Origin of the sequence: Enterobacter sp. JBIWA003 (assembly GCF_019968825.1) — a bacterium.
Classification (GTDB): domain Bacteria; phylum Pseudomonadota; class Gammaproteobacteria; order Enterobacterales; family Enterobacteriaceae; genus Enterobacter; species Enterobacter quasiroggenkampii.
The window spans coordinates 880,477-905,589 of record NZ_CP074170.1 but is presented as its reverse complement, the minus strand read 5'-3'; the positions used below and the strand labels follow the sequence as shown (position 1 = coordinate 905,589).

Annotated in this window: 20 protein-coding genes; 10 read left to right on the top strand and 10 right to left on the bottom strand. The window is 56.0% G+C overall.

Annotation, left to right across the window (positions count from 1 at the left end; translation table 11 throughout):
• Together yacL and acnB are read right to left on the bottom strand one after the other, a co-directional pair.
• Window positions 1-363: a protein YacL gene (yacL, locus tag KGP25_RS04300; RefSeq protein ID WP_045907811.1), complete on the bottom strand. Its 363-nt coding sequence runs from the start codon at window positions 361-363 to the stop codon at window positions 1-3.
• A gap of 190 nt (window positions 364-553) precedes the next feature.
• Window positions 554-3,151, bottom strand: coding sequence for a bifunctional aconitate hydratase 2/2-methylisocitrate dehydratase (gene acnB / locus KGP25_RS04295; RefSeq protein ID WP_032645211.1), 2,598 nt, complete (start codon window positions 3,149-3,151; stop codon window positions 554-556).
• Between the two features lie 399 nt (window positions 3,152-3,550).
• Here acnB and KGP25_RS04290 point away from each other — a divergent pair, with 399 nt between their 5' ends.
• Window positions 3,551-5,125: a DUF3300 domain-containing protein gene (locus tag KGP25_RS04290; protein ID WP_223540025.1), complete on the top strand. Its 1,575-nt coding sequence runs from the start codon at window positions 3,551-3,553 to the stop codon at window positions 5,123-5,125.
• Between the two features lie 10 nt (window positions 5,126-5,135).
• Window positions 5,136-5,927, top strand: a complete 792-nt coding sequence (locus KGP25_RS04285; RefSeq protein ID WP_063620806.1) for a DUF2950 family protein — start codon at window positions 5,136-5,138, stop codon at window positions 5,925-5,927.
• A gap of 55 nt (window positions 5,928-5,982) precedes the next feature.
• Here the strand turns inward: KGP25_RS04285 and traT are convergent, their stop codons facing one another.
• The 5 genes from traT to pdhR form a co-directional block, all read right to left on the bottom strand.
• Window positions 5,983-6,714 (bottom strand): conjugal transfer complement resistance protein TraT, encoded by a 732-nt coding sequence (gene traT, locus KGP25_RS04280; protein ID WP_048225655.1) that lies wholly within the window; start codon window positions 6,712-6,714, stop codon window positions 5,983-5,985.
• A 196-nt stretch (window positions 6,715-6,910) separates the two neighbouring features.
• Complete coding sequence (gene lpdA / locus KGP25_RS04275) at window positions 6,911-8,335, bottom strand: dihydrolipoyl dehydrogenase (protein ID WP_223540538.1); 1,425 nt, start codon at window positions 8,333-8,335, stop codon at window positions 6,911-6,913.
• Between the two features lie 175 nt (window positions 8,336-8,510).
• Window positions 8,511-10,406, bottom strand: a complete 1,896-nt coding sequence (aceF, locus tag KGP25_RS04270) for a pyruvate dehydrogenase complex dihydrolipoyllysine-residue acetyltransferase (RefSeq protein WP_023326706.1) — start codon at window positions 10,404-10,406, stop codon at window positions 8,511-8,513.
• A 14-nt stretch (window positions 10,407-10,420) separates the two neighbouring features.
• Window positions 10,421-13,084, bottom strand: a complete 2,664-nt coding sequence (aceE, locus tag KGP25_RS04265) for a pyruvate dehydrogenase (acetyl-transferring), homodimeric type (RefSeq protein ID WP_028015529.1) — start codon at window positions 13,082-13,084, stop codon at window positions 10,421-10,423.
• A gap of 123 nt (window positions 13,085-13,207) precedes the next feature.
• Entirely contained in the window at window positions 13,208-13,972 is a 765-nt protein-coding gene (gene pdhR / locus KGP25_RS04260) for a pyruvate dehydrogenase complex transcriptional repressor PdhR (RefSeq protein ID WP_008501960.1), read from the bottom strand.
• Between the two features lie 263 nt (window positions 13,973-14,235).
• On the opposite strand from pdhR, the gene KGP25_RS04255 reads away from it, so the two are divergent.
• The 4 genes from KGP25_RS04255 to KGP25_RS04240 all read left to right on the top strand — a co-directional run bounded on the left by KGP25_RS04255 (window position 14,236) and on the right by KGP25_RS04240 (window position 18,403).
• On the top strand, window positions 14,236-14,463 hold the full coding sequence (locus KGP25_RS04255; RefSeq protein WP_083261508.1) for a hypothetical protein: 228 nt from the start codon (window positions 14,236-14,238) through the stop codon (window positions 14,461-14,463).
• Between the two features lie 46 nt (window positions 14,464-14,509).
• A complete protein-coding gene (aroP, locus tag KGP25_RS04250; RefSeq protein ID WP_024907477.1) occupies window positions 14,510-15,880 on the top strand; it encodes an aromatic amino acid transporter AroP in 1,371 nt (456 codons plus the stop codon).
• A 164-nt stretch (window positions 15,881-16,044) separates the two neighbouring features.
• Window positions 16,045-17,442, top strand: a complete 1,398-nt coding sequence (locus KGP25_RS04245) for an MFS transporter (protein ID WP_223540024.1) — start codon at window positions 16,045-16,047, stop codon at window positions 17,440-17,442.
• Window positions 17,443-17,452: 10 nt separating this feature from the next.
• Entirely contained in the window at window positions 17,453-18,403 is a 951-nt protein-coding gene (locus tag KGP25_RS04240) for a family 43 glycosylhydrolase (protein WP_223540023.1), read from the top strand.
• 18 nt (window positions 18,404-18,421) lie between these two features.
• Here KGP25_RS04240 and ampE read toward each other — a convergent pair whose 3' ends face one another.
• Window positions 18,422-19,276 (bottom strand): beta-lactamase regulator AmpE, encoded by an 855-nt coding sequence (ampE, locus tag KGP25_RS04235; RefSeq protein WP_045907806.1) that lies wholly within the window; start codon window positions 19,274-19,276, stop codon window positions 18,422-18,424.
• 9 nt (window positions 19,277-19,285) lie between these two features.
• The gene (gene ampD / locus KGP25_RS04230) at window positions 19,286-19,837 is read right to left on the bottom strand and encodes a 1,6-anhydro-N-acetylmuramyl-L-alanine amidase AmpD (protein WP_223540022.1); all 552 of its coding nucleotides are present in this window, start codon (window positions 19,835-19,837) and stop codon (window positions 19,286-19,288) included.
• Between the two features lie 87 nt (window positions 19,838-19,924).
• Between ampD and nadC the strand changes: the two genes are divergently transcribed.
• From nadC to hofC, 4 genes are all read left to right on the top strand, one after another.
• The gene (nadC, locus tag KGP25_RS04225; RefSeq protein ID WP_021240514.1) at window positions 19,925-20,818 is read left to right on the top strand and encodes a carboxylating nicotinate-nucleotide diphosphorylase; all 894 of its coding nucleotides are present in this window, start codon (window positions 19,925-19,927) and stop codon (window positions 20,816-20,818) included.
• Window positions 20,819-20,994: 176 nt separating this feature from the next.
• A complete protein-coding gene (gene ppdD / locus KGP25_RS04220; RefSeq protein WP_045907804.1) occupies window positions 20,995-21,432 on the top strand; it encodes a prepilin peptidase-dependent pilin in 438 nt (145 codons plus the stop codon).
• Window positions 21,433-21,442: 10 nt separating this feature from the next.
• Window positions 21,443-22,825 (top strand): type II secretion system protein GspE, encoded by a 1,383-nt coding sequence (gene gspE / locus KGP25_RS04215; protein ID WP_045907803.1) that lies wholly within the window; start codon window positions 21,443-21,445, stop codon window positions 22,823-22,825.
• Entirely contained in the window at window positions 22,815-23,999 is a 1,185-nt protein-coding gene (gene hofC, locus KGP25_RS04210) for a protein transport protein HofC (RefSeq protein WP_223540021.1), read from the top strand. The genes gspE and hofC overlap by 11 nt, the downstream gene beginning before the upstream one ends.
• Before the next feature lie 41 nt (window positions 24,000-24,040).
• Here hofC and KGP25_RS04205 read toward each other — a convergent pair whose 3' ends face one another.
• Window positions 24,041-25,084 (bottom strand): GMP reductase, encoded by a 1,044-nt coding sequence (locus KGP25_RS04205; protein ID WP_023293282.1) that lies wholly within the window; start codon window positions 25,082-25,084, stop codon window positions 24,041-24,043.
• Window positions 25,085-25,113 lie beyond the last annotated feature (29 nt).

Here is a 25,113-nt window from a genome sequence, read left to right as displayed (position 1 = left end):
TTATCGCTGTTTCATGAACTCGCGGTAGGCATTCACCACCTGAAGGAAGTCTTCAACGCCGCACAGCGACAGGCTTTCTTCGTCATAGTAGCTCATCCCCTCTTCCATCTCGTCGCCTGAAAACTCGAGCTGGTTGGCACGCACCATGACCTCTTCGCCGTCCATCCACAGCGTGTATTCGTGCCCGGCGCGTTGCCAGGAGCGTTCACTGCCTTTCACCGTATTTGCCGCCTGTTCAACCTCATCAAGAAGGGCGAGATTTTCTTTCACCTCTTCGTTAAACCAGTGTCCAACGGCTTCGTGGCCCATCGACATACGCACTTTCACCACTCCGGTGATGTCGCGCAGAAATTCGTAATCCATAGTGTTTTCCTCTGCAAAGCCATTAGGGTAATTATCGCAGCAGAGAGGAAGAAAAAAAGCGTGAGAGGTGGGAGGAATGAAAATAAAAAGGTGAGAGCAAGACCCTGCGGCCTGATGCCCTCACCCCGTCCCTCTCCCGTGGGAGAGGGTGCAAACACTCAAAACCGTCTCGTAGAGACGGTTTTGCTGTTTATACTGCCGTCTGGAAGATAACCCCGTCAGCCTTCTCGGTATACTGAGAGAGCTGGTCGAAGTTCAGATAGCGATAGGTATCCACCGCGGTCTTATCCACCTGAGCCACAAAGGTCTGGTACTCTTCCGGTGTTGGCAGTTTGCCAATCAGCGCCGCAACCGCCGCCAGCTCCGCAGAGGCCAGGAAGACGTTCGCACCGGTACCTAAACGGTTCGGGAAGTTACGGGTCGAGGTGGAAACCACCGTCGCGCCGTCGGCGACGCGCGCCTGGTTGCCCATACACAGGGAACAGCCAGGAATTTCAATACGCGCCCCGCTCTTACCAAACACGCTGTAGTAGCCCTCTTCGGTCAGCTGAGCCGCGTCCATACGGGTTGGCGGCGCCACCCACAGACGGGTTGGCAGCTGGCCTTTGTGGGTATCCAGCAGCTTGCCGGCCGCACGGAAGTGGCCGATGTTGGTCATGCAGGATCCGATGAACACTTCGTCAATCTTCTCGCCCTGAACTTCGGACAGCGGACGCGCGTCGTCCGGATCGTTCGGTGCACACAGGATTGGCTCTTTGATATCCGCCAGATCGATGTCGATCACCGCCGCGTACTCTGCGTCAGCATCAGCTTCCAGCAGCTGCGGATCGGCCAGCCATTTCTCCATGCCCTGGATACGACGCTCCAGCGTACGACGGTCGCCGTAGCCTTCTGCAATCATCCACTTCAGCAGCACGATGTTAGAGTTCAGATACTCAATAATCGGCTCTTTGTTCAGCTTGATGGTACAGCCCGCAGCTGAACGCTCAGCGGAGGCATCGGTCAGCTCGAACGCCTGCTCAACCTTCAGATCCGGCAGACCTTCGATTTCCAGGATACGGCCAGAGAAGATGTTTTTCTTCCCTTTCTTCTCAACGGTCAGCAGACCCTGTTTAATCGCATACAGCGGGATCGCGTGAACCAGGTCGCGCAGGGTGATACCCGGCTGCATTTTACCTTTGAAGCGCACCAGCACCGATTCCGGCATATCCAGCGGCATCACGCCCGTCGCCGCAGCAAACGCCACCAGACCGGAACCCGCCGGGAAGGAGATACCGATTGGGAAACGGGTATGGGAGTCACCGCCGGTACCCACGGTATCCGGCAGCAGCATGCGGTTCAGCCAGGAGTGAATTACGCCGTCGCCCGGACGCAGGGAAACACCGCCGCGGTTCATGATGAAGTCTGGCAGCGTGTGGTGCGTGGTTACGTCAACCGGCTTCGGATACGCCGCAGTGTGGCAGAAGGACTGCATCACCAGATCGGAAGAGAAGCCCAGGCACGCCAGGTCTTTCAGTTCGTCACGGGTCATTGGGCCAGTGGTGTCCTGAGAGCCTACGGAGGTCATCTTCGGCTCGCAGTATGCGCCAGGACGAACACCGGCGACGCCGCAGGCGCGACCGACCATTTTCTGTGCCAGAGAGTAACCGCGATTGCTCTCCGCAACGTCTTTCGCGTGACGGAATACATCACTGTGCGGCAGACCCAGCGCTTCACGCGCTTTGGTGGTCAGGCCACGACCGATGATCAGCGGAATACGGCCACCGGCACGCACTTCGTCGATCAGCACGTCGGTTTTCAGCTCAAAGCTCGCCAGCAGCTCGTTGGTTTCGTGGTTACGCACTTCACCTTTGTACGGGTAAACGTCAATCACGTCGCCCATGTTCAGGTTGGAGACGTCCACTTCGATCGGCAGAGCGCCCGCATCTTCCATGGTGTTGAAGAAGATCGGTGCAATTTTACCGCCGAGGCACAGGCCGCCGCCGCGTTTGTTTGGCACATGCGGGATGTCGTCACCCATGAACCACAGCACGGAGTTGGTCGCGGATTTACGGGAAGAACCGGTACCCACAACGTCACCCACGTAGGCCAGCGGGAACCCTTTTTTCTGCAGGGCTTCGATCTGTTTGATCGGGCCAACGCTGCCTGGCTGATCCGGCTCAATGCCTTCACGGGCGTTTTTCAGCATCGCCAGGGCGTGCAGAGGGATATCCGGGCGAGACCACGCGTCCGGTGCCGGAGAGAGGTCATCGGTGTTGGTTTCACCGGTCACTTTGAAGACGGTAACGGTGATTTTTTCAGCAAGTGCTGGACGATTCAGGAACCATTCGGCATCCGCCCAGGACTGCATCACCTGCTTCGCATAGACGTTGCCTGCTTTGGCTTTTTCTTCCACATCGTAGAAGTTATCGAACATCAGCAGCGTAGACGAGAGCGCTTTAGCGGCAATCGGTGCCAGCTTGTCGTTATCCAGCGCGTCAATCAGCGGATGAATGTTGTAACCACCCTGCATGGTGCCGAGCAGTTCAATGGCTTTTTCAGGAGTAACCAGTGGGGAGGTGGCTTCGCCTTTGGCGATAGCAGCAAGGAATCCGGCTTTTACGTAGGCAGCTTCATCTACGCCAGGCGGTACGCGGTTGATCAACAGATCTAACAGGAATTCTTCTTCGCCCTTAGGCGGGTTCTTCAGCAGCTCGACGAGCGCGGCCATTTGGGTTGCATCTAAAGGTTTGGGTACAATTCCCTCGGCGGCACGTTCTGCTACGTGCTTACGGTATTCTTCTAGCACGACGGTTCTCCTCGCTCTCATTGTCATATGCGGCGGGCGTTCTCTTCACGCTCCTGTGAGACAGCAGTTTGTAGGGTAAATGCCCGATACCGCGTCGGGCAGCATAGCAGGATTTCTGCACAGTGTTAATCCGTTTACAAAAAAGCAACATTAAAAAATTTGCTGAATCGTTAAGCATGGTGTAGCGGGGATTTAGGCCACCATTTTGCGGTTTCTTCCGCACCGTGACGCTTCAGTTTTTCCTTCATCAGATATAATTGTGTAATAAATACTCACACTCTTTATCCGGACGTACCGGACGCTTCCCAATAAAAGTCAAAACAGTAAAAGACGGGTGAATAATACTCACGCCAACCGTAACGCCTCACGGCACAGCGCTTGTCTCGTTGGAGTCATTTTATGAAGTTGCCCTTTAAGCCACATCTGCTCGTCCTTCTGTGCAGTGCCGGGCTGCTTGCCGCCTCAGGCGTCATGTTTGTCAAAAGCCGCGCAACGGAACCCGTTGCGCCCGCCCCTGTAGCTCAACAACCGGCGGCCCCCGCTGCACCGGCAGCAGCAACGCCCGCCCCTGTCGTCGCGCCAACCTATACTGCCGCGCAAATCGATCAGTGGGTTGCCCCTATCGCGCTCTACCCGGACGCCCTGCTGTCACAGATCTTGATGGCCTCGACTTACCCGGCCAACGTGATTCAGGCGGCGCAGTGGTCAAAAGACAACCCTAAAATGGAAGGGGACGCCGCCATTCAGGCCGTTGCCAGCCAGCCATGGGATCCGAGCGTAAAATCGCTGGTCGCGTTTCCTCAACTGATGTCGCTGATGGGTGAAAACCCGCCGTGGGTACAAAATTTGGGCGATGCGTTTCTCGCGCAGCCGAAAGACGTGATGGATTCCGTTCAGCGCCTGCGCGCGCTGGCACAGAAGACAGGCGCGTTACAATCCACGCCTCAGCAGACGGTCACCACCGTGACTAAACCGGCTCCGGCTAAAACCAGCACCACCGAGGCAACGACGACAACCACAACCACAACCACGTCTGCGCCCGCGCCAACGGTGATCAAAATTGAATCTGCCGATCCGCAGGTTGTGTACGTCCCCACCTATAACCCCAATACGGTTTACGGGACCTGGCCCAACACTGCCTATCCGCCCACCTATCTCCCGCCTACACCCGGGGAGCAGTTTGGCAACAGCTTCGTCAACGGCTTAGGCTTCAGCCTGGGTGTCGCCACAACCTATGCCATTTTCAGCAACATCGACTGGGATGACGACGATGACTGGGATCACCATCATGACGGTGACTGGGATAATCACGGCGGCTATAACCGCAACGGTGATAACAACATCAATATTAACGTTGAGAACTTCAATAAAATCAGCGGACAGCGTCTGACGGACGCCAACCGTACCTGGCAGCATAACCCGGCCTATCGGGAAGGTGTGCCCTATCCGACTAACCAGCTCAACACCCGTTTCCACCCCACCAGCACGGCTACCGGGCTAAGCTCAACGCAGCAAAAACCGGTTAACCGGGACAGCCAGCGTCAGGCGGCCCTGAGCCAGATGGAGAAATCCACAGGTAAAACCTTCCCGCAAACGGCACGTCCCGGCACGAAAGACGTGCAGCGTCAGGCCTCAAGTGAACAGCTGAAGCAGATTTCCCAGCGCAATAACTACCGTGGCTACGACAGCAAACCGCAGACGGCGAAGCGGACCACCACACAGCAGCGAGAAAATCGCCAGACCACCGCGCAGAGACAAGAGAAACGGGTTTCGCAGCCCGCGCAGCAACGCACTCTGCAGCAGCGGAACAGCCAGCCCCGGGCCAATGCGCTGAGCGGCAACGACAGCCGCTCCGCGAACTGGCAGGCGCAGCAGCAGCGTGGTGCGCAAAGCAGACAGCTTGCGGCTCGCCAGCAGCAGCCGCGTCAGGCGTCTGGCGGACGCGCTGAACGCCGTGAAATTCGACATCGCTAAGGGAACCGACATGAAAAGTAAACTACTCAGTGGAATGGTGTTGTTCATGCTTTCGGCCTCGGCGATGGCGCAGCAGTCTTTCAGCACGCCCGATCAGGCGACCGATGCGCTGGCCAACGCCATTGGTGAGCATAATGAGCGCGCGATGAGCAACCTGCTTGGAGAGAACTGGCGCGATTTTCTGCCCCCTGAAGGCGTTGATCCGGATGCCGTCGATCGTTTCCTGCGCGACTGGAAAGTCCGTCACAACACCGTTGTCGAAGGGGATACGGCGCATCTTGTTGTCGGCGATAACAGCTGGCAGCTTCCCATCCCGGTGATCAAAACCGCCACCGGTTGGCAATTCGATATCAAAGAAGGGGCGGAAGAGATCCTGACCCGCGAAATCGGGCGTAACGAACTTGCCGCCATTGAAGCCTTACATGCCTATGTTGATGCGCAGCAAAGCTACTTTGCGATGAACCAGAAATACGCGCAGAAGATTGTCAGTTCGAAGGGCAAAAAAGACGGTTTGTACTGGCCCGCCTCTCCCGGCGAAGCGCCCAGTCCGCTCGGACCAGCATTTAGCCCAAAAGAGCCGGGTACCGGCTATCACGGCTATCGCTTCCGGATCCTGCCGGATAAAAACGGTTTCGCGATGGTGGCGTGGCCGGTCAGCTACGGCCAGACGGGCGTGATGAGCTTTGTGATAAATCAGGACGACAAGGTGTACCAGTCCGATCTCGGCAGCGAGTCGGAGCAAAAGGCCCGGGCGCTGGCCTCATACGCGCCTGATAAAACCTGGCAGCCCGTCGAACCCTGAATACCCGCTCTGCCTGTAGGCCGGGTAAGGCGAAGCCGCCCCCCGGCTTTTTAACTTACAGAATATTGGCGACTGATTTCGCCAGCTGAGCTTCCAGAACCGGTTTGGCTTCTTCAAACTTCAGGTTTACTTTGTTAGCGTTCGACACCACGCGGGTTTGATACTTCGCACGGTCGCCCTGCTCGGAGCTGGTTTGCAGCTTCACGCCAGACGTTCCCTGACGCAGCGCCGCGATGTTGTCCGTGGTCACCTTCGCCTTGCTGCGCTCGGAGATCTGCAGGTCGGTCACCATGGTATAGTTTACGTCTTCCACCATCGCATCTGCCGCCATGCCGATCAGCCCCGCAGCCAGCCCCACGCCCAGCGCTGCGCCGGAGGAGTTGCTGTTGTAGGCCGTGATACCGGCACCCAGCGCGGCACCCACAGCGGCACCTTCATAGCCGGTTTTCAGGTAGCCCTGAGATTCACGCAGGTCCATTTTGTCTGCTTTCAGAACGTTAGCCTGCACCCAATAGTATGCGCTGTCAGGAGAGCTGGTGACCTTGTATCCCTTGGCACTCAGATCGTTTGCCAGCAGCGTCTGCAGGTTGCTCATGTCTTTATCAGAAGTGTTTTTAACCTGAATGTAGACCGTTTTTTCACTGGATGGCTCAAGCCAGATGGTTTCACTCATCTGCGTTTTTACTTCCAGGTTGCGTTTTTTCACCGCCGTCGTCATCGCACCGCACCCGGTCAGCGTCATCACTGCCGCTAATAAGCCAATCCCCATCACTTTCTTCAAAGACATGTTATTTCCTTTTTGTGTGTAATCAAAAGTCCAGAATCGTTAACCGTGCGGCCAGTAGCTACACAATGGTGCAAAAGGTATCGGCAGACAGATGAAAAATTTTAGAGGAAATAACAATAAGTTACCTACCATAATGGGTAGTTTTCAGGCAAAAAAAAACGCCTCCAGAGGAGGCGTTAGCAATCAGGGAAGAAACTTATTTCTTCTTCGCTTTCGCGTTTGGCAGGTCGGTGATGCTGCCTTCAAACATTTCTGCCGCCAGGCCCACGGACTCGTGCAGAGTCGGGTGTGCGTGGATGGTCAGCGCGATGTCTTCAGCGTCACAACCCATTTCGATAGCCAGACCGATTTCACCCAGCAGCTCGCCGCCGTTGGTACCGACAATCGCACCACCGATTACGCGGTGAGTCTCTTTGTCGAAGATCAGTTTGGTCATACCGTCTGCGCAGTCGGACGCGATAGCACGGCCAGAAGCAGCCCACGGGAAGGTGGCGGTTTCGTAGCTGATGCCTTTCTCTTTCGCTTCTTTCTCAGTCAGACCAACCCATGCCACTTCTGGCTCGGTGTACGCGATAGATGGGATCACTTTCGGATCGAAGTAGTGCTTCATGCCGGCGATAACTTCAGCGGCAACGTGACCTTCGTGAACACCTTTGTGCGCCAGCATTGGCTGACCGACGATATCGCCGATAGCAAAGATGTGCGGCACGTTGGTGCGCAGCTGTTTGTCAACGCGGATGAAGCCACGGTCGTCTACTTCCACGCCAGCTTTGCCCGCGTCGAGATTTTTACCGTTCGGTACACGACCGATAGCCACCAGCACGGCGTCGTAACGCTGTGGTTCGGATGGGGCTTTTTTGCCTTCCATGGAAACGTAAATACCGTCTTCTTTCGCTTCAACGGCAGTCACTTTGGTTTCCAGCATCAGGTTGAATTTCTTGCTGATGCGCTTGGTGAAGACTTTAACGATGTCTTTGTCGGCAGCCGGGATAACCTGGTCGAACATTTCAACCACGTCGATCTCTGAACCCAGCGCATGGTACACGGTACCCATTTCCAGACCGATGATACCGCCGCCCATAACCAGCAGACGCTTAGGAACGGTTTTCAGCTCCAGCGCATCGGTGGAATCCCACACGCGTGGATCTTCATGTGGAATGAAAGGCAGTTCGATTGGGCGAGAGCCTGCCGCGATGATCGCGTTGTCGAAGTTGATCACGGTTTTGCCGTTTTCGCCTTCCACTTCCAGGGTGTTCGCACCGGTGAATTTACCCAGACCGTTTACCACTTTCACTTTACGGCCTTTGGCCATACCCGCCAGACCGCCGGTCAGCTGAGTGATAACTTTCTCTTTCCAGGTACGAATTTTGTCGATGTCGGTTTTCGGCTCGCCGAAGACGATACCGTGTTCAGCCAGCGCTTTGGCTTCTTCGATAACTTTCGCTACGTGCAGCAGCGCTTTAGAAGGGATACAGCCGACGTTCAGACAAACACCGCCGAGGGTGCTGTAACGTTCTACGATGACGGTTTCCAGACCTAAATCCGCTGCACGAAATGCTGCGGAGTAACCTGCCGGGCCTGCCCCAAGTACTACGACCTGAGTTTTGATTTCTGTGCTCATCATGACCTCTTAGTTTATACCCGTCGTCCACCGGGTCGTTCTATCCGCCCGCAGTTTACAAAATTGTTAACAATTTTGAAACAACAAACGGCTCACGAATTGTCGCTTTCGCCAATAACCTCACAAACACCATGAGATTATCAGAAAAAAGCCGGCCGACTGGCCGGCTTTTCGATTACATCACCAGGCGGCGAATGTCGCTCAGCATGTTGTTGATGATGGTGATGAAACGCGCACCATCAGCACCGTCGATCACGCGGTGGTCGAAGGACAGAGAGATTGGCATCATCAGACGCGGCACGAACTCTTTGCCATTCCACACCGGCTCCATCGCGGACTTGGACACACCGAGGATAGCCACTTCCGGCGCGTTCACAATCGGCGCGAAGTGGGTGGTACCCAGGCCGCCGATGCTGGAGATGGTGAAGCAGCCGCCCTGCATTTCGCCGGCAGTCAGCTTACCATCACGCGCTTTCTTGGAGATGGTGGTCAGTTCACGGGACAGCTCAGTGATGCTCTTCTTGTTCACGTCTTTGAAGACCGGAACAACCAGACCATTTGGCGTATCAACCGCAACACCGATGTTGATGTATTTCTTCAGCGTCAGCTTCTGGCCGTCTTCGGACAGGGAGCTGTTGAAGCGTGGCATCTGTTCCAGAGCCGCAGCAACCGCCTTCATGATGAAGACCACTGGGGTGAATTTCACGTCCAGTTTACGCTTCTCAGCTTCGGCGTTCTGCTGTTTACGGAACGCTTCCAGATCGGTGATATCGGTCTTATCGAAGTGCGTAACGTGCGGGATCATCACCCAGTTACGGCTCAGGTTCGCACCAGAGATTTTCTGGATACGGCCCAGTTCCACTTCTTCGATCTCGCCGAACTTGCTGAAGTCCACTTTCGGCCATGGCAGCATGCCCGGGATACCGCCGCCAGCGGCTGCAGCTGGTGCAGCTTCGGCGCGTTTCACCGCGTCTTTCACGTAGGTCTGAACGTCTTCGCGCAGGATACGACCCTTACGGCCGGTCCCTTTCACTTTCGCCAGGTTCACACCGAATTCGCGCGCCAGGCGACGAATCAGCGGCGTCGCGTGGACGTAAGCGTCGTTTTCAGCGAACTCTGATTTTTCTGCTTTTGCAGCAGGGGCAGCGGCTGGTTTAGCAGCCTGAGCCGGTGCAGCAGCCGGTGCTGGAGCAGCCGCGGCAGCCGGAGCTGCGGCAGGCGCAGCGCCTTCCACTTCGAAGACCATGATCAGAGAGCCGGTAGACACTTTGTCGCCGGTGCTGATTTTGATCTCTTTAACGGTACCCGCGAATGGCGCAGGGACTTCCATAGAAGCCTTGTCGCCTTCAACGGTGATCAGTGACTGTTCAGCGGCAACTTTGTCGCCCACTTTTACCATCACTTCGGTGACTTCAACTTCATCACCACCGATGTCCGGTACGTTAACGTCTTTCGCGCCGCCAGCAGCGGCTGGTGCTGCGGCTGGCGCCGGAGCAGCGGCCTGTGCAGGCGCGGCAGCAGGTGCAGCACCTGCCACTTCGAAGATCATGATCAGGGAGCCAGTAGACACTTTGTCACCGGTGTTGATCTTGATCTCTTTAACGGTACCCGCAAACGGTGCTGGCACTTCCATAGAAGCTTTGTCGCCTTCTACGGTGATCAGTGACTGCTCTGCCGCAACGGTATCGCCCACTTTCACCAGGATCTCAGTCACTTCAACTTCGTCACCGCCGATGTCAGGCACGTTCACTTCTTTCGCACTCGCGGCAGCTGCTGGAGCAGCGGCGGCCGGAGCGGCTTTCTTCTCTTCCTGCGCAGGTGCAGCAGCGGCTGCACCGTCGGCGGAATCGAAAATCATGATCAGTTTGCCAGTCTCGGTTTTATCGCCAACAGAGACTTTGATCTCTTTAACGATGCCAGCCTGAGGAGACGGGACTTCCATAGAGGCTTTATCGCCTTCTACGGTGATCAGCGACTGTTCAGCTTCAACTTTGTCGCCTACTTTGACCAGGATCTCGGTGATTTCAACTTCATCAGCCCCGATGTCCGGTACATTGATTTCGATAGCCATTATTCTTTTACCTCTTACGCCAGACGCGGGTTAACTTTTTCTGCATCGATGTTGAATTTGGTGATTGCGTCCGCAACCACTTTCTTATCGATTTCGCCACGTTTAGCCAGTTCGCCCAGTGCTGCTACAACCACGTAAGAAGCATCAACTTCGAAGTGGTGACGCAGGTTTTCGCGGCTGTCAGAACGACCGAAGCCGTCAGTACCCAGAACGCGATAATCATCAGCTGGAACGTAAGTACGAACCTGCTCAGCGAACAGTTTCATATAGTCAGTAGACGCCACCGCTGGCGCGTCGTTCATCACCTGAGCGATGTACGGAACGCGTGGGGTTTCCATTGGGTGCAGCATGTTCCAGCGCTCACAATCCTGGCCATCACGCGCCAGTTCAGTGAAGGAGGTCACAGAGTACACATCGGAACCGACACCGTAGTCTTTCGCCAGGATCTGTGCTGCTTCACGAACGTGACGCAGGATAGAACCGGAGCCCAGCAGCTGAACTTTACCTTTGCTACCTTCGATGGTTTCGAGTTTATAGATACCTTTACGGATACCTTCCTCGGCACCTGCTGGCATTGCCGGCATGTGGTAGTTTTCGTTCAGGGTGGTGATGTAGTAGTAAATGTTCTCCTGCGCTTCACCGTACATGCGCTGCAGACCGTCATGCATGATGACTGCCACTTCATACGCGTAAGACGGGTCGTAAGAGATACAGTTAGGGATAGTCAGAGACTGAATGTGGCTGTGACCATCTTCGTGCTGCAGACCTTCACCGTTCAGGGTCGTACGACCGGAAGTACCACCGATCAGGAAGCCGCGAGCCTGCTGGTCGCCTGCCTGCCAGCACAGGTCACCGATACGCTGGAACCCGAACATGGAGTAGTAAATGTAGAACGGGATCATCGGCAGGTTGTTGGTGCTGTAAGAGGTCGCAGCAGCCAGCCAGGATGCGCCTGCGCCCAGCTCGTTGATACCTTCCTGCAGGATCTGACCTTTCTCGTCTTCTTTGTAGTAAGCAACCTGCTCACGGTCCTGCGGGGTGTACTGCTGGCCGTTCGGGCTGTAGATACCGATCTGACGGAACAGACCTTCCATACCGAAAGTACGCGCTTCGTCGGCGATGATTGGCACCAGGCGATCTTTGATCGACTTGTTCTTCAGCATCACGTTCAGGGCACGAACGAAAGCGATAGTAGTAGAGATCTCTTTGTTCTGCTCTTCCAGCAGCTGAGAGAAGTCTTCCAGCGCTGGCAGTTCCAGCTTCTCGGTGAAGTTAGGCTGGCGAGCTGGCAGGTAGCCTTTCAGCGCCTGACGACGTTCGTGCAGGTACTTGTGCTCTTCAGAGCCTTCCGGGAAGGTGATGTAAGACAGGTTTTCGACCTGCTCATCGGTCACTGGAACGTTGAAACGGTCGCGGATATAACGCACGCCGTCCATGTTCATTTTCTTAACCTGGTGAGCGATGTTTTTACCTTCTGCGGTATCACCCATGCCGTAACCTTTGATGGTGTGGGCCAGGATTACAGTCGCTTTCCCTTTGGTTTCACGCGCTTTTTTCAGTGCAGCGTAGATTTTCTTCGGATCGTGACCACCGCGGTTCAGGGCCCAGATCTGCTCATCAGTCCAGTCTGCAACCAGGGCTGCGGTTTCTGGATATTTGCCGAAGAAGTGCTCACGCACGTAGGCACCGTCTTTGGATTTGAAGGTCTGGTAGTCACCGTCAACGGTTTCGTTCATCAGCTGGATCAGTTTACCGCTGGTGTCTTTACGCAGCAGTTCGTCCCAACGGGAACCCCACATGACTTTGATCACGTTCCAGCCAGCACCTGCGAAGATGCCTTCCAGTTCGTTGATGATCTTGCCGTTACCGGTTACCGGACCATCCAGACGCTGCAGGTTACAGTTGATGATGAAGCACAGGTTGTCCAGCTTCTCACGGGTCGCGATGGTGATCGCGCCTTTGGATTCTGGCTCATCCATTTCGCCGTCGCCCAGGAAGGCGTATACGGTCTGCTCAGAGGTGTCTTTCAGACCACGGTGTTCCAGATACTTCAGGAATTTCGCCTGGTAGATCGCACCGATTGGGCCCAGACCCATTGATACGGTCGGGAACTGCCAGAATTCAGGCATCAGTTTAGGGTGCGGGTAAGAAGACAGACCTTTACCGTGAACTTCCTGACGGAAGTTGTTCATCTGCTCTTCAGTCAGACGACCTTCCAGGAATGCACGTGCATAGATGCCCGGAGAGATGTGGCCCTGGAAGTACACCAGATCGCCGCCGTCTTTCTCGTTCGCAGCACGGAAGAAGTGGTTGAAGCACACTTCGTAAACGGTCGCAGAAGACTGGAAGGACGCCATGTGGCCACCCAGCTCCAGATCTTTCTTGGATGCGCGCAGAACGGTCATGATGGCGTTCCAGCGAATTGCAGAACGGATACGACGTTCCAGATCCAGATTGCCCGGGTATTCCGGTTCGTCTTCGACGGCAATCGTGTTTACGTAGTTGCTAGCCCCTGCACCTGAAGCAACCTTCACACCGCCTTTGCGGGCTTCAGAAAGCAGCTGATCAATCAGATACTGAGCGCGCTCAACACCTTCTTCACGGATGACCGATTCGATCGCCTGTAGCCAGTCGCGAGTTTCGATCGGATCCACGTCATTTTGGAGACGTTCTGACATGGGGGTATTCCTTATCTATCTAATACGTTGATTTGTCTGGAACCTGTCCCATTGTGCTCTTGGGCAAGAACACAATAAGACAGGTTCTGCGTTTAGTTGCCGCGCTCTAAAAGTACCTGGCGCTTAATCCTTTCGTTGCTGTATGCGGCGTAATGAACGTTCGCGACGCGATTGTTCACGGCTGCGGTCCAGCAAGATTTCCTCAATGAAAGCCAGATGGCGGTGCGACGCTTCGCGCGCCTGCTCCGGTTCCCCGGCCATTATCGCCTCGAATACTCGGGTGCGATGGTTGCTTACCAGTGGGAGCATGTCCCGACGGGCATACAACAATTCAAAATTTTGACGAACGTTCTGGGCCAGCATCGGCTCCATGCAGCGTAGCAGATGGAGGAGCACCACATTGTGTGCCGCTTCGGTGACGGCGATTTGATACTGGACGACGGCGCTGGACTCGGCGTCTAAATCGCCGGACTGCTGTGCCCGTTCAATGGCCTGATGCAGTTCGCGGATACGCACGCGATCTTCATCAGTGCTGCGAAGGGCGGCGTAATAGGCCGCAATACCTTCCAGCGCGTGACGGGTCTCAAGCAGGTCAAACTGGGATTCTGGGTGGTCAGAGAGAAGTTCTACCAGCGGATCGCTGAAGCTCTGCCACAGGCTGTTTTGCACAAAGGTTCCGCCGCCCTGGCGACGAAGCAGCAAGCCCTTTGCTTCGAGACGTTGAATCGCCTCACGCAGAGAAGGACGTGAAACGTCGAACTGTTTTGCCAGCTCGCGTTCTGGCGGAAGTTTCTCACCCGGGCGCAGAGTCCCTTCGAGGATTAAAAACTCCAGCTGCTGCTCAATCACATCAGATAGTTTTGGTTGGCGAATTTTGCTGTAGGCCATATTCCCTGTCTTACGCCTTTTTGCCCGGAGTCAATTGGTCTTACCAATTTCTATTTCGTATCGCTAAAGTAACAAAGTATTCACCTTCTGTCCATATTGGTTTTGATTGAAATCAGTAAACCCTGCACATTTTAACAACCTTACAGAAATAACGTTTCAGAAATGTAACTTTGCACAAATGAGTTGATTACCCCCAAAGAGGGAGTTTTAACCATAATGAAACGAGGGTTTTTGCAATCTGAAGCGATTCAACAAGGCAAATAATGAAAATTCGCCCACTTAAGGCGCATTTCTATTCTATAGGTTGGGAGAGGAACAACGAGCGGGCCGATTTACAAATGCTTTCTTTTTATTCAAGTCGTCATCACCCCTTCATAAAGCAGGTGCATTCGCAGGCACTTACCACTATTCTGGCGCTTACGGAAGTCATCTCCGCTTTTTTCGGTCTCGTTTACCGTAAAGAAATAAATACAGAATATGGATTTTCATAATTACACACGCTCAGCGTGAACATAACAACCACACACGAGGTTTCAAATGGAAGCTCAACAGCACGGCGATCAGCTAAAGCGCGGGCTTAAAAACCGCCATATTCAGCTCATCGCACTGGGCGGTGCGATTGGTACCGGCCTGTTTCTGGGCAGCGCATCCGTTATCCAGTCTGCCGGTCCGGGCATTATTTTGGGTTACGCGATTGCGGGTTTCATTGCTTTTCTGATCATGCGCCAGCTGGGCGAAATGGTCGTGGAAGAGCCGGTCGCAGGCTCCTTCAGCCACTTTGCCTATAAATACTGGGGCAGCTTTGCCGGTTTCGCCTCGGGCTGGAACTACTGGGTGCTGTACGTTCTGGTTGCCATGGCCGAACTGACCGCCGTCGGGAAATACATTCAGTTCTGGTATCCTGAAATCCCAACCTGGGCTTCTGCTGCAGCCTTCTTCGTCATTATCAACGCCATTAACCTGACCAACGTTAAAGTGTTCGGGGAGATGGAGTTCTGGTTTGCCATCATCAAGGTCATTGCCGTGGTGGCGATGATTATCTTCGGCGGCTGGCTGCTGTTCAGCGGCAACGGCGGCCCGCAGGCCACCGTGCGCAACCTCTGGGAACAGGGTGGCTTCCTGCCTCACGGCATGACCGGTCTGGTGATGATGATGGCCATCATTATGTTCTCCTTCGGCGGTCTGGAGCTGGTAGGGATCACTGCCGCTGAAGCCGACAACCCGGAGCAGAGCATCCCGAAAGCCACAAATCAGGTTATCTACCGTATTCTGATCTTCTATGTGGGCTCACTGGCGGTGCTGCTCTCCCTGCTGCCGTGGACGCGCGTCACCGCTGACACCAGCCCGTTTGTGCTGATCTTCCACGAGCTGGGCGACACCTTTGTCGCCAACGCGCTGAACATCGTGGTGCTGACCGCAGCGCTCTCCGTATACAACAGCTGCGTATACTGCAACAGCCGTATGCTGTTCGGCCTCGCCCAACAGGGCAACGCGCCGAAGATGCTGCTTAACGTTGATAAACGCGGCGTGCCGGTGAATACCATCATTGTTTCCGCCATCGTGACCGCCCTGTGCGTGCTCATTAACTACATGGCACCGGAATCGGCGTTTGGCCTGCTGATGGCGCTGGTGGTCTCTGCTCTGGTCATCAACTGGGCGATGATCAGCCTGGCACACATCAAGTTCCGCCGCGCGAAACAGCAGCAGGGCGTCACCACGCGCTTCCCTGCCCTGCTCTATCCGCTGGGCAACTGGATTTGCCTGCTGTTCATGGCGGCCGTTCTGGTGATCATGCTGATCACGCCGGGTATGGCGATTTCCGTCTACCTGATCCCGGTCTGGATTGCGATCCTGGGCGTGGGCTATCTGTTCAGTCAGAAAAGCCGTAATGCCATGAAGGCGCACTAAGCCTCCCTCCGCGGTACCAGCTTTTGCGGGTGCCGCGCGTTGTTACCTCCCTCACACTTTCGCGCCCACAGCGCATTTATCCATATCACCGCCCTGATACTGCAACGCATATATCCCTTCGTCAGCGAATAATTCTCTCCATACCGTAAACCGGAGAGCTGTCGATGGATAACAACACACTGTCAGTAAAAGAAAAGATCGGCTATGGGATGGGCGACGCCGGATGCAACATTATCTTTGGCGCCATCATGCTGTTTGTTAACTATTTTTATACGGATATTTTTGGCCTCGCCCCTGCGCTGGTCGGCGTGCTGCTGCTGTCTGTCCGCGTGATTGACGCCGTAACGGACCCGATCATGGGCGCGATTGCCGACCGTACCCGCAGCAAATATGGCCGGTTTCGTCCATGGCTACTGTGGATCGCTTTCCCCTACGCGCTGTTCAGCATCCTGATGTTCACCACGCCAGAGTGGAGCTATAACAGCAAAGTTATCTATGCCTTTGTCACCTATTTCCTGCTGTCGCTGACCTATACCGCCATCAACATCCCCTACTGCTCGCTGGGCGGGGTGATCACTAACGACCCGAAAGAGCGCGTCGCCTGCCAGTCGTATCGCTTCGTGCTGGTCGGCATCGCCACGCTGCTGCTCTCATTAACGCTGCTGCCGATGGCCGACTGGTTTGGCGGGGACAACAAAGCCAAAGGCTACCAGATGGCGATGACCGTACTGGCGCTGATTGGCACCTGCATGTTCCTGTTCTGCTTCGCCACCGTGCGCGAGCGCGTGCGCCCGGCGGTGCAGACCAACGATGAGCTGAAAAACGATCTGAAAGACGTGTGGAAGAACGACCAGTGGGTGCGCATTCTGCTGCTGACGCTCTGCAACGTCTGTCCCGGCTTTATCCGCATGGCGGCCACCATGTATTACGTTACCTGGGTGATGGGCCAGAGCACCCACTTCGCCACGCTGTTTATCAGCCTGGGCGTTGTTGGCATGATGCTCGGCAGCGTGCTGGCAAAAGTGCTGACCGACCGCTGGTGTAAGCTGAAGGTCTTCTTCTGGACCAATATCGTGCTGGCGATTTTCTCCTGCGCCTTTTATTTCTTCGACCCGAAAGCCACCGTCACCATCGTGGTGCTCTACGTCCTGCTGAACATCCTGCACCAGATCCCGTCTCCGCTGCACTGGTCGCTGATGGCCGACGTGGACGACTACGGCGAGTGGAAAACCGGGAAGCGCATCACCGGCATCAGCTTCTCGGGCAACATCTTCTTCCTGAAGCTGGGGCTGGCGATTGCCGGGGCGATGGTCGGGTTCCTGCTCTCCTGGTACGGCTACGACGCGGGCGCGAAAGCGCAAAGCGCGGACGCCCTTAACGGGATCGTGCTGCTCTTTACCGTCATTCCCGGCATTGGATACTTAATTACCGCGGGCGTGGTGCGCCTGCTGAAGGTGGATCGTGAAACCATGAAGCAGATCCAGGCCGATCTGGAGAAACGCCGCACCAACTACCGTGAACTGAACGACTATCAGGCACTGAAAGCCGCAGAGACAAAATAAGGAGAGCCAAATGCATCAGTGGCCAAACCCGTTTATCGAACAACGCGCCGATCCGTACATTTTACGCCATGAGGGGCAGTACTATTTTATCGCCTCCGTGCCGCAGTACGACAAGCTGGCGATCCGCCGCGCAGCGTCGCTGGAAGGCTTACGTCATGCCGAAGAAGTGGTGGTCTGGCGTAAACCCGACGCTGGCCCCATGAGCCAGCTGATATGGGCGCCGGAACTGCATCATATCGACGGAAAGTGGTACATCTATTTTGCCGCGACGCACACGCAGGCGCTCGATGCACTCGGGATGTTCCAGCACCGCATGTTTGCCATTGAATGTACCGACAGCGATCCGCTTACCGGCACGTGGGTGGAAAAAGGGCAAATCAAAACCCCGTTCGATACCTTTGCTCTGGACGCTACCACCTTTGTGCATCAGGGGAAACGCTGGTATCTGTGGGCGCAAAAGGCACCGGATATCACCGGGAACTCCAACCTTTATCTGTGCGAAATGGCGAACCCGTGGACGCTAAAAGGCGAGCCGGTGATGCTCAGCAAACCGGAGTATGACTGGGAGTGTCGCGGATTTTGGGTCAACGAAGGCCCGGCGATGTTGGTTCACGGCGATAAGCTGTTTATCAGCTATTCCGCCAGCGCCACCGACGAGAACTACTGCATGGGACTGCTGTGGATAGACCTGAATGCCGATCCGCAAAACCCTGCAAACTGGCACAAATCCCCGCGCCCCGTATTCGCCACCAGCTACGAAAACCGCCAGTTCGGCCCGGGCCACAACAGCTTTACACAAACGCCGGAAGGGGAAGATGTGCTGGTGTATCACGCGCGAAACTACACCGAAATTGAGGGCGATCCGCTATACGATCCGAACCGTCATACCCGCCTGAAGCACGTCCGCTGGAATGAAAACGGGATGCCTGATTTCGGCATCCCGCCTGCGGATACGCTTTAGTCTTTGCGGCGCGCTGGCTTACACCAGCGTGCCGTAGATCGTCAGCAGCGCCACGATAACCACCACCACAAACGACGTTTTCTTCGCCATGGAGACAGCGGCTTTCGGTGTTTCAATCTTGTCGGTATGCGGCTCACGCGCCAGCGAGAACTGCGCCAGACGCGTTAACACCTGATACTGCGACGTATGGCGGTCAGCCAGCGAAGCAAACCATGCGGGCAGCGCTTTCTCACCGTGACCAATTAACGCGTACACCACGCCCACCAGACGCACCGGGAGCCAGTCGAGCACGTGCAGGATGGCATCGATGCCGGACAGCAAACGTTCATGCGGCGTCAGATAGCGGGCAAGCCAGGTCTGCCAGGCGCGCAGGAACGCATACCCCATCAGCAAGACCGGTCCCCACGGGCCGCCCACCACAAACCAAAACAGCGGCGCCAGGTAGTAGCGGAAGTTAATCCACAGCAGCGCGTTCTGCAGTTCGCGCAGAAACTCGCGCTCGTCGCAGTCCGGCGGCACGCCGTGGATCATCGTCAACTCGCTCGCCATGGCACCGCGCGCATGGGCATCGTCACGGGAGGCGGCTTTCAGGTAGGCGTGATAGTGCAAACGCACCTTGCCCGCACCAATGCACAGCACGCCGAGCAGGATCCACACCACCAGCAGCGGCACGTTGAAAAACAGTCCATGCAGCGCGCGCAGCAGCAGGAACGTAATGACCATCACCCCTGCCATCATCAGCAGCGTACGCAGCAGAGAAAAGTGCTTAATCCGGCGGAAAAGCACCTCCAGCCGGTGATCCAGATGCCAGTGCTCGCCAAGCTTGAACAGGCGTTCAGCGATGATGACCAGCAGCATGGTAAACAACGTCATGGTATCTCCTTATTCTGACGACGCGGTGAGCATGGCGCGGAACCGCGTCCAGTCGAATGCCGGGCCGGGATCGGTTTTTCTCGCCGGGGCAATATCACTGTGTCCCGTAATATTGTCGGCGATGGCCGGATAGAGTCCGATAAGCGTGCGGGTCACAGCCGCTAACTGTTGATACTGTGAATCGGTGTAGGGTGTGGTATCCGTGCCTTCCAGTTCGATCCCGATAGAAAAATCGTTGCACCGTTCGCGCCCGTGATACATCGACACCCCGGCATGCCAGGCGCGCTTATCAAAGGGAACATACTGAACCACTTCACCATCGCGACGAATCAGGCAGTGAGCCGACACGCGCAGATGCGCAATCTCAGCAAAGAAAGGATGGGCATCGGGATCAATCGTTCCCGTGAATAACGCATCGATCCACGGGCCGCCAAATTCCCCCGGCGGGAGACTAATATTATGAACCACCAGCAGTGTGGGCTTTTCATCCTCCGGGCGGCAGTCGTGGTGCGGCGAAGGCACATGCCGCGCATCCACCAGCCATCCGTTTTCTAACAACATGCTGGAACTCCTTATGTATGGTGCTGTTACTCGGTTCAGAGTAGCATGTTTCAATATTATGATTCGTTACCAATTTGGAGTTTTATCATGCCGCCTCGCCGCTACAACCCCGACCACCGACGTGAAGCGCTTCTGGAACGTATTAATATGGATATTCCGGCAAGCGTTGCCCATGCTTTGAAAGAAGACCTGGGCGGTGACGTCAATGCCGATAAAGATATTACCGCACAATTGTTGCCAAAAGAGACACGCTCCCACGCGGTCATTATCACCCGCGAAGAGGGTGTTTTTTGCGGCAAGCGCTGGGTTGAAGAGGTCTTTACCCAACTGGCGGGCGATGATGTGCAGGTAACATGGCACGTGGAAGATGGCGATAGCGTCACGCCCAATCAGCCGCTGTTCGAGCTGGACGGCCCCTCCCGCGTCTTGCTGACCGGCGAACGTACCGCGCTCAATTTTGTACAAACGCTCTCTGGCGTTGCCAGTGAAGTGCGCCGCTACGTTGACCTGCTGGCCGGCACCCGAACCCAGCTGCTGGATACCCGCAAAACGCTGCCGGGCCTGCGCACGGCGCTGAAGTACGCGGTGCTCTGCGGCGGGGGCGCAAACCATCGTCTGGGCCTGTCCGACGCTTTTCTGATTAAAGAGAACCACATTATTGCCTCGGGCTCCGTGCGTCAGGCGGTGGAGAAGGCCTTCTGGCTGCACCCTGATGTGCCGGTTGAAGTGGAAGTGGAAAACCTGGACGAGCTGGAGCAGGCGATTAAGGCCGGGGCCGATATCATCATGCTCGATAACTTCGAAACCGAGCAGATGCGCGAGGCGGTAAAACTGACCAACGGCCGGGCCCAGCTCGAAGTGTCCGGAAACGTCACCTTCGAAACAATCCGTGAATTTGCCGAAACCGGCGTGGATTACATCTCCGTCGGCGCGCTGACCAAGCACGTTCGCGCTCTCGACCTCTCGATGCGTTTTAAATAGTCATTCCTCTCCCCTCTCCGCCCGGAGAGGGGAATTTCAGCCCCGCTCGCAAATCCGCTGTTCTTCCCTGCAACGCAGCATAAATTCTCTGAAAGCGCTCTCCCGTTCCTTTTTTTGCCCCTCGTTTCTGCCCTTTCGCGCTGACAGAGTAGCGCCACCTAACGTAAGGAGCAGATATGAACAGACAACACGGATTCACTCTCATTGAGCTGATGGTGGTCATCGGCATTATTGCGATTCTGAGCGCCATCGGCGTACCTGCCTATCAGAACTACCTGCGCAAAGCGGCGTTGACCGATATGCTGCAAACCTTCGTTCCCTACCGCACCGCCATCGAGCTTTGCGCGCTGGATCACGGGGGCGTGGAGAGCTGCGATGCCGGCAGCAACGGCATCCCTTCCCCCACCACGACACGCTACGTGTCGGGAATGAGCGTAGCGAAAGGGATCGTGAACTTAACAGGACAGGAAAGTCTTAACGGGCTGGAAGTGGTCATGACGCCGCAGTGGAACGACGCTAACGGTATGACGGGCTGGACGCGTCTCTGCAACATCAGCGCTGATAGCGCCCTGAAGCAGGCCTGCGAAGACGTTTTCCGCTTCGACAATAACTGAGGAGCGGAAAATGAAGACCGATCAACTCGTGGCGCTTTGTCTTCGCCATCACGCACTGCTGCTTACCAGCGACAGTGAAATGGTCAGCATTGCCGTCGTGGGCAACCCCGCGGCTGAACTCATGGAGGCGCTGCGTTTCGCGACTCAGAAACGGATTGATATTGAGTGCTGGAGCGCTGAGCGCATGGAAAAACACCGGCAGCTCACGTCACAATCGCATCTGCCCGGTGTTTCGCAAACGCATTCAACGGTAGATATCCTCAACCACACGCTGCAGCAGGCAATCAACCAGCGCGCCTCTGATATTCATATCGAACCGATGGAGCACGCGTGCCAGATTCGTTTACGTATCGACGGCGTACTTTGCCCGCAGCCTCCGCTTGCGGCGGAACTGGCTAACCTGCTCAGCGCGCGTTTAAAAGTGCTGGGTAACCTGGATATTGCTGAGCGCCGTTTACCCCAGGACGGCCAGTTTACGATTGAACTGGCCAACGAGCCGGTTTCGTTTCGGATCGCGACGCTTCCCTGCAGCGGCGGCGAGAAAATTGTGCTGCGTCTCCTGCAGCAGGTTCCGCAGGCCCTTGAGCCGAAAGCGCTTGGCATGAATGCTGAGCAGTTGGCCTGTTTTAATGCGGTTCTCCACCAGCCGCAGGGGCTGATTCTGGTCACCGGGCCTACCGGCAGCGGCAAAACCGTGACGCTGTACAGCGCGCTGCAGTCGCGTAACACCCCTGACGTCAACATCTGCAGCGTCGAAGATCCTATTGAGATCCCCCTTGCCGGATTAAACCAGACGCAGATTAATCCCCGGGCGGGTTTAACCTTCCAGAGCGTGCTGCGGGCGCTGCTGCGTCAGGATCCCGACATTATTATGGTCGGCGAAATCCGTGACGGTGAAACGGCCGGGATTGCCATTAATGCTGCCCAGACCGGGCACCTGGTGCTGTCGACCCTGCATACCAACTCGACGACGGAAACGCTGGTTCGCCTGGAGCAGATGGGCGTCGCACGTTGGATGATTTCCTCCGCGCTGACGATGGTGATTGCCCAGCGACTGGTTCGACGTCTGTGCCCGTACTGCCGACAGAAAAGCGGGGAGCATACGGACTTACCTCGATCAGTATGGCCCAGACCGCTTCCACGCTGGCAGCCTACCGGCTGCGAGCGCTGTTACCACGGTTTTTATGGCCGCGTGGCCATTTTTGAAGTACTTGGGATCGACAATGCCCTGCGGCAGGCCATTGCCAGCGGGGCGGGAACAGACGTCATCGAGGCGAGCGCCCGCCAGGCAGGGATGATTTCTCTTTTTGAACACGGCTGCATGGCCGTCGAACAGGGGCTAACCACGATTGAAGAGTTGCTGCGCGTCCTGGGAATGCCCAATGGCGGCTAATCATCTCTGGCGCTGGCGTGCGCTCACCAAAAATGGAGAACCCCGAAGCGGGACACTGTGGGCCACGGACCGCAATGCGGCCTTCACCCGGCTAATGCGTAACGACCTCCATCCTCTGACGCTAACCCGATGCGCGCAGCGGCACCGCTGGCGGCAACACCACTGCGACGAGATGTTTCATCAGCTCGCCACGCTTCTGCAGGCTGGACTGACATTGTCCCACAGCCTGCAAATGCTGGCAGAGCAGCATCCGTTAAAACCGTGGCAGGCGCTGCTGCAAAGCATTGCCGATGAGCTCAGTGAAGGATGCCCGTTTTCTGAGTCGCTAAAAAGGTGGCCAGCCGTTTTTAGCCCTCTGCATGTCTCGATGGTGAAGACCGGGGAGCTGACAGGGAAGCTGGAGGCGTGCTGTCGTCAGCTCGCGCAGCAACAAAAAGCGCAGCAGCAGCTCAGTGCAAAAGTGAAAAAGGCGCTGCGCTACCCGGCGATCGTCCTGACGCTGGCTGTAGTGGTTGTGCTGGCGATGGTCACCCTGGTCCTGCCCGAGTTTGCCGCGATCTACAAAACGTTTAATACCCCGCTTCCCGTGCTGACGCAGATGGTCATGGGAATGGCCGCCTTTATGCAGTCATATGCCCTCGCGTTGTTCGCCCTGCTACTAACCCCCTTTGCCGTCGCCTGGGCTCTGCGGCAGAACCCTCGCTGGCAGCAAATCCTGATGCAGACGCCCGTGATGGGCGCACTGGCAAAAGGCCAAAAGCTGGGACACATCTTTACCGTGCTGTCACTCACGCAACAGGCGGGCATCCCCTTTTTACAGGGTCTGGAGAGTGCAGAAGAAACCGTTGAGAGCCGGTACTGGCAAGGGATACTTCGCAACGTGCGGGAGGACATTGAAAAGGGTCTACCCGTCTGGTCATCCTTTCAGAAGGCGACATTGTTTACCCCGCTCTGTATTCAGCTTTTACGAACCGGTGAAATGTCAGGTGCGCTGGACATCATGCTGGCAAACCTTGCCCATCATCACACGGAACAGACCTTTCAACGAGCAGATAACCTGGCGGCGCTTCTGGAGCCGCTGCTACTGATTGTGACGGGGGTCATTATCGGTACGCTGGTGGTGGCAATGTACCTGCCGATATTCCACCTGGGAGATGCGATGAGCGCGGGATAGTACAACAGGGCTGGCGCACGGGCATGCGCCAGCAGAAGCCATTACAGGCTATTGAATACGCGGTTTTCCTGTTCCTGAACGCGAATAAACGTCGTACGCTTTGTCAGCTCTTTCAGGCGGGAGGCGCCCACGTAGGTGCAGGCAGATCGCAGGCCGCCAAGGATATCGCGTGCGGTGTTTTCAACCGGGCCGCGCAGGGGCAGCTTCACGGTTTTGCCTTCTGCCGCGCGGTATTTTGCCACGCCACCGACGTGACGGGTCATCGCAGACTCAGAGCTCATGCCGTAGAACAGCATAAATTTCTCGCCGTTCTCTTCAACGACGGTACCGCCGCTCTCTTCATGGCCTGCCAGCATACCGCCGAGCATCACGAAGTCCGCGCCGCCGCCGAAGGCCTTTGCGACATCACCCGGCATGGTGCAACCGCCGTCGCTGATGATCTGGCCGCCCAGCCCGTGCGCCGCGTCGGCACATTCAATGACGGCAGAGAGCTGCGGATAACCGACGCCGGTTTTGACGCGTGTGGTGCATACGGAGCCCGGGCCAATGCCCACTTTCACGATATCGGCACCGGAGAGGATCAGCTCTTCACACATTTCACCGGTCACCACGTTGCCCGCGATGATGGTTTTCGTCGGCCAGGCTTCACGCGCCTTGCTGACGAACTGCACGAAGTGCTCGGAGTAACCGTTCGCCACATCAATACAAACGAAGTTCAGCGCCGGGTTAGCCTTCAGGATCTGTTTGGTCTTCTCGAAATCCGCATCGGAGGTGCCGGTGGAGACCATCACGTGCTTCACCACATCAGCAGAGGCGGACGCAACAAACGCATCCCACTCTTCAGGGCTGTAATGTTTGTGCACGGCGGTGAGGATATCGAACTGTGCCAGCGCGGTTGCCATCTCAAAGGTTCCCACAGTATCCATATTGGCAGCGATGATCGGCACGCCAGACCAGGTCTGACCGGAATGCTTAAAGGTGAATTGACGTTCGAGTTCAACGTCTGAGCGACTTTTCAGTGTAGAGCGTTTAGGGCGGATAAGAACGTCTTTGAAACCTAACTTCAGATCTTCTTCGATACGCATGTGCGGATTCCTGGGGTTAGAGGCAAATA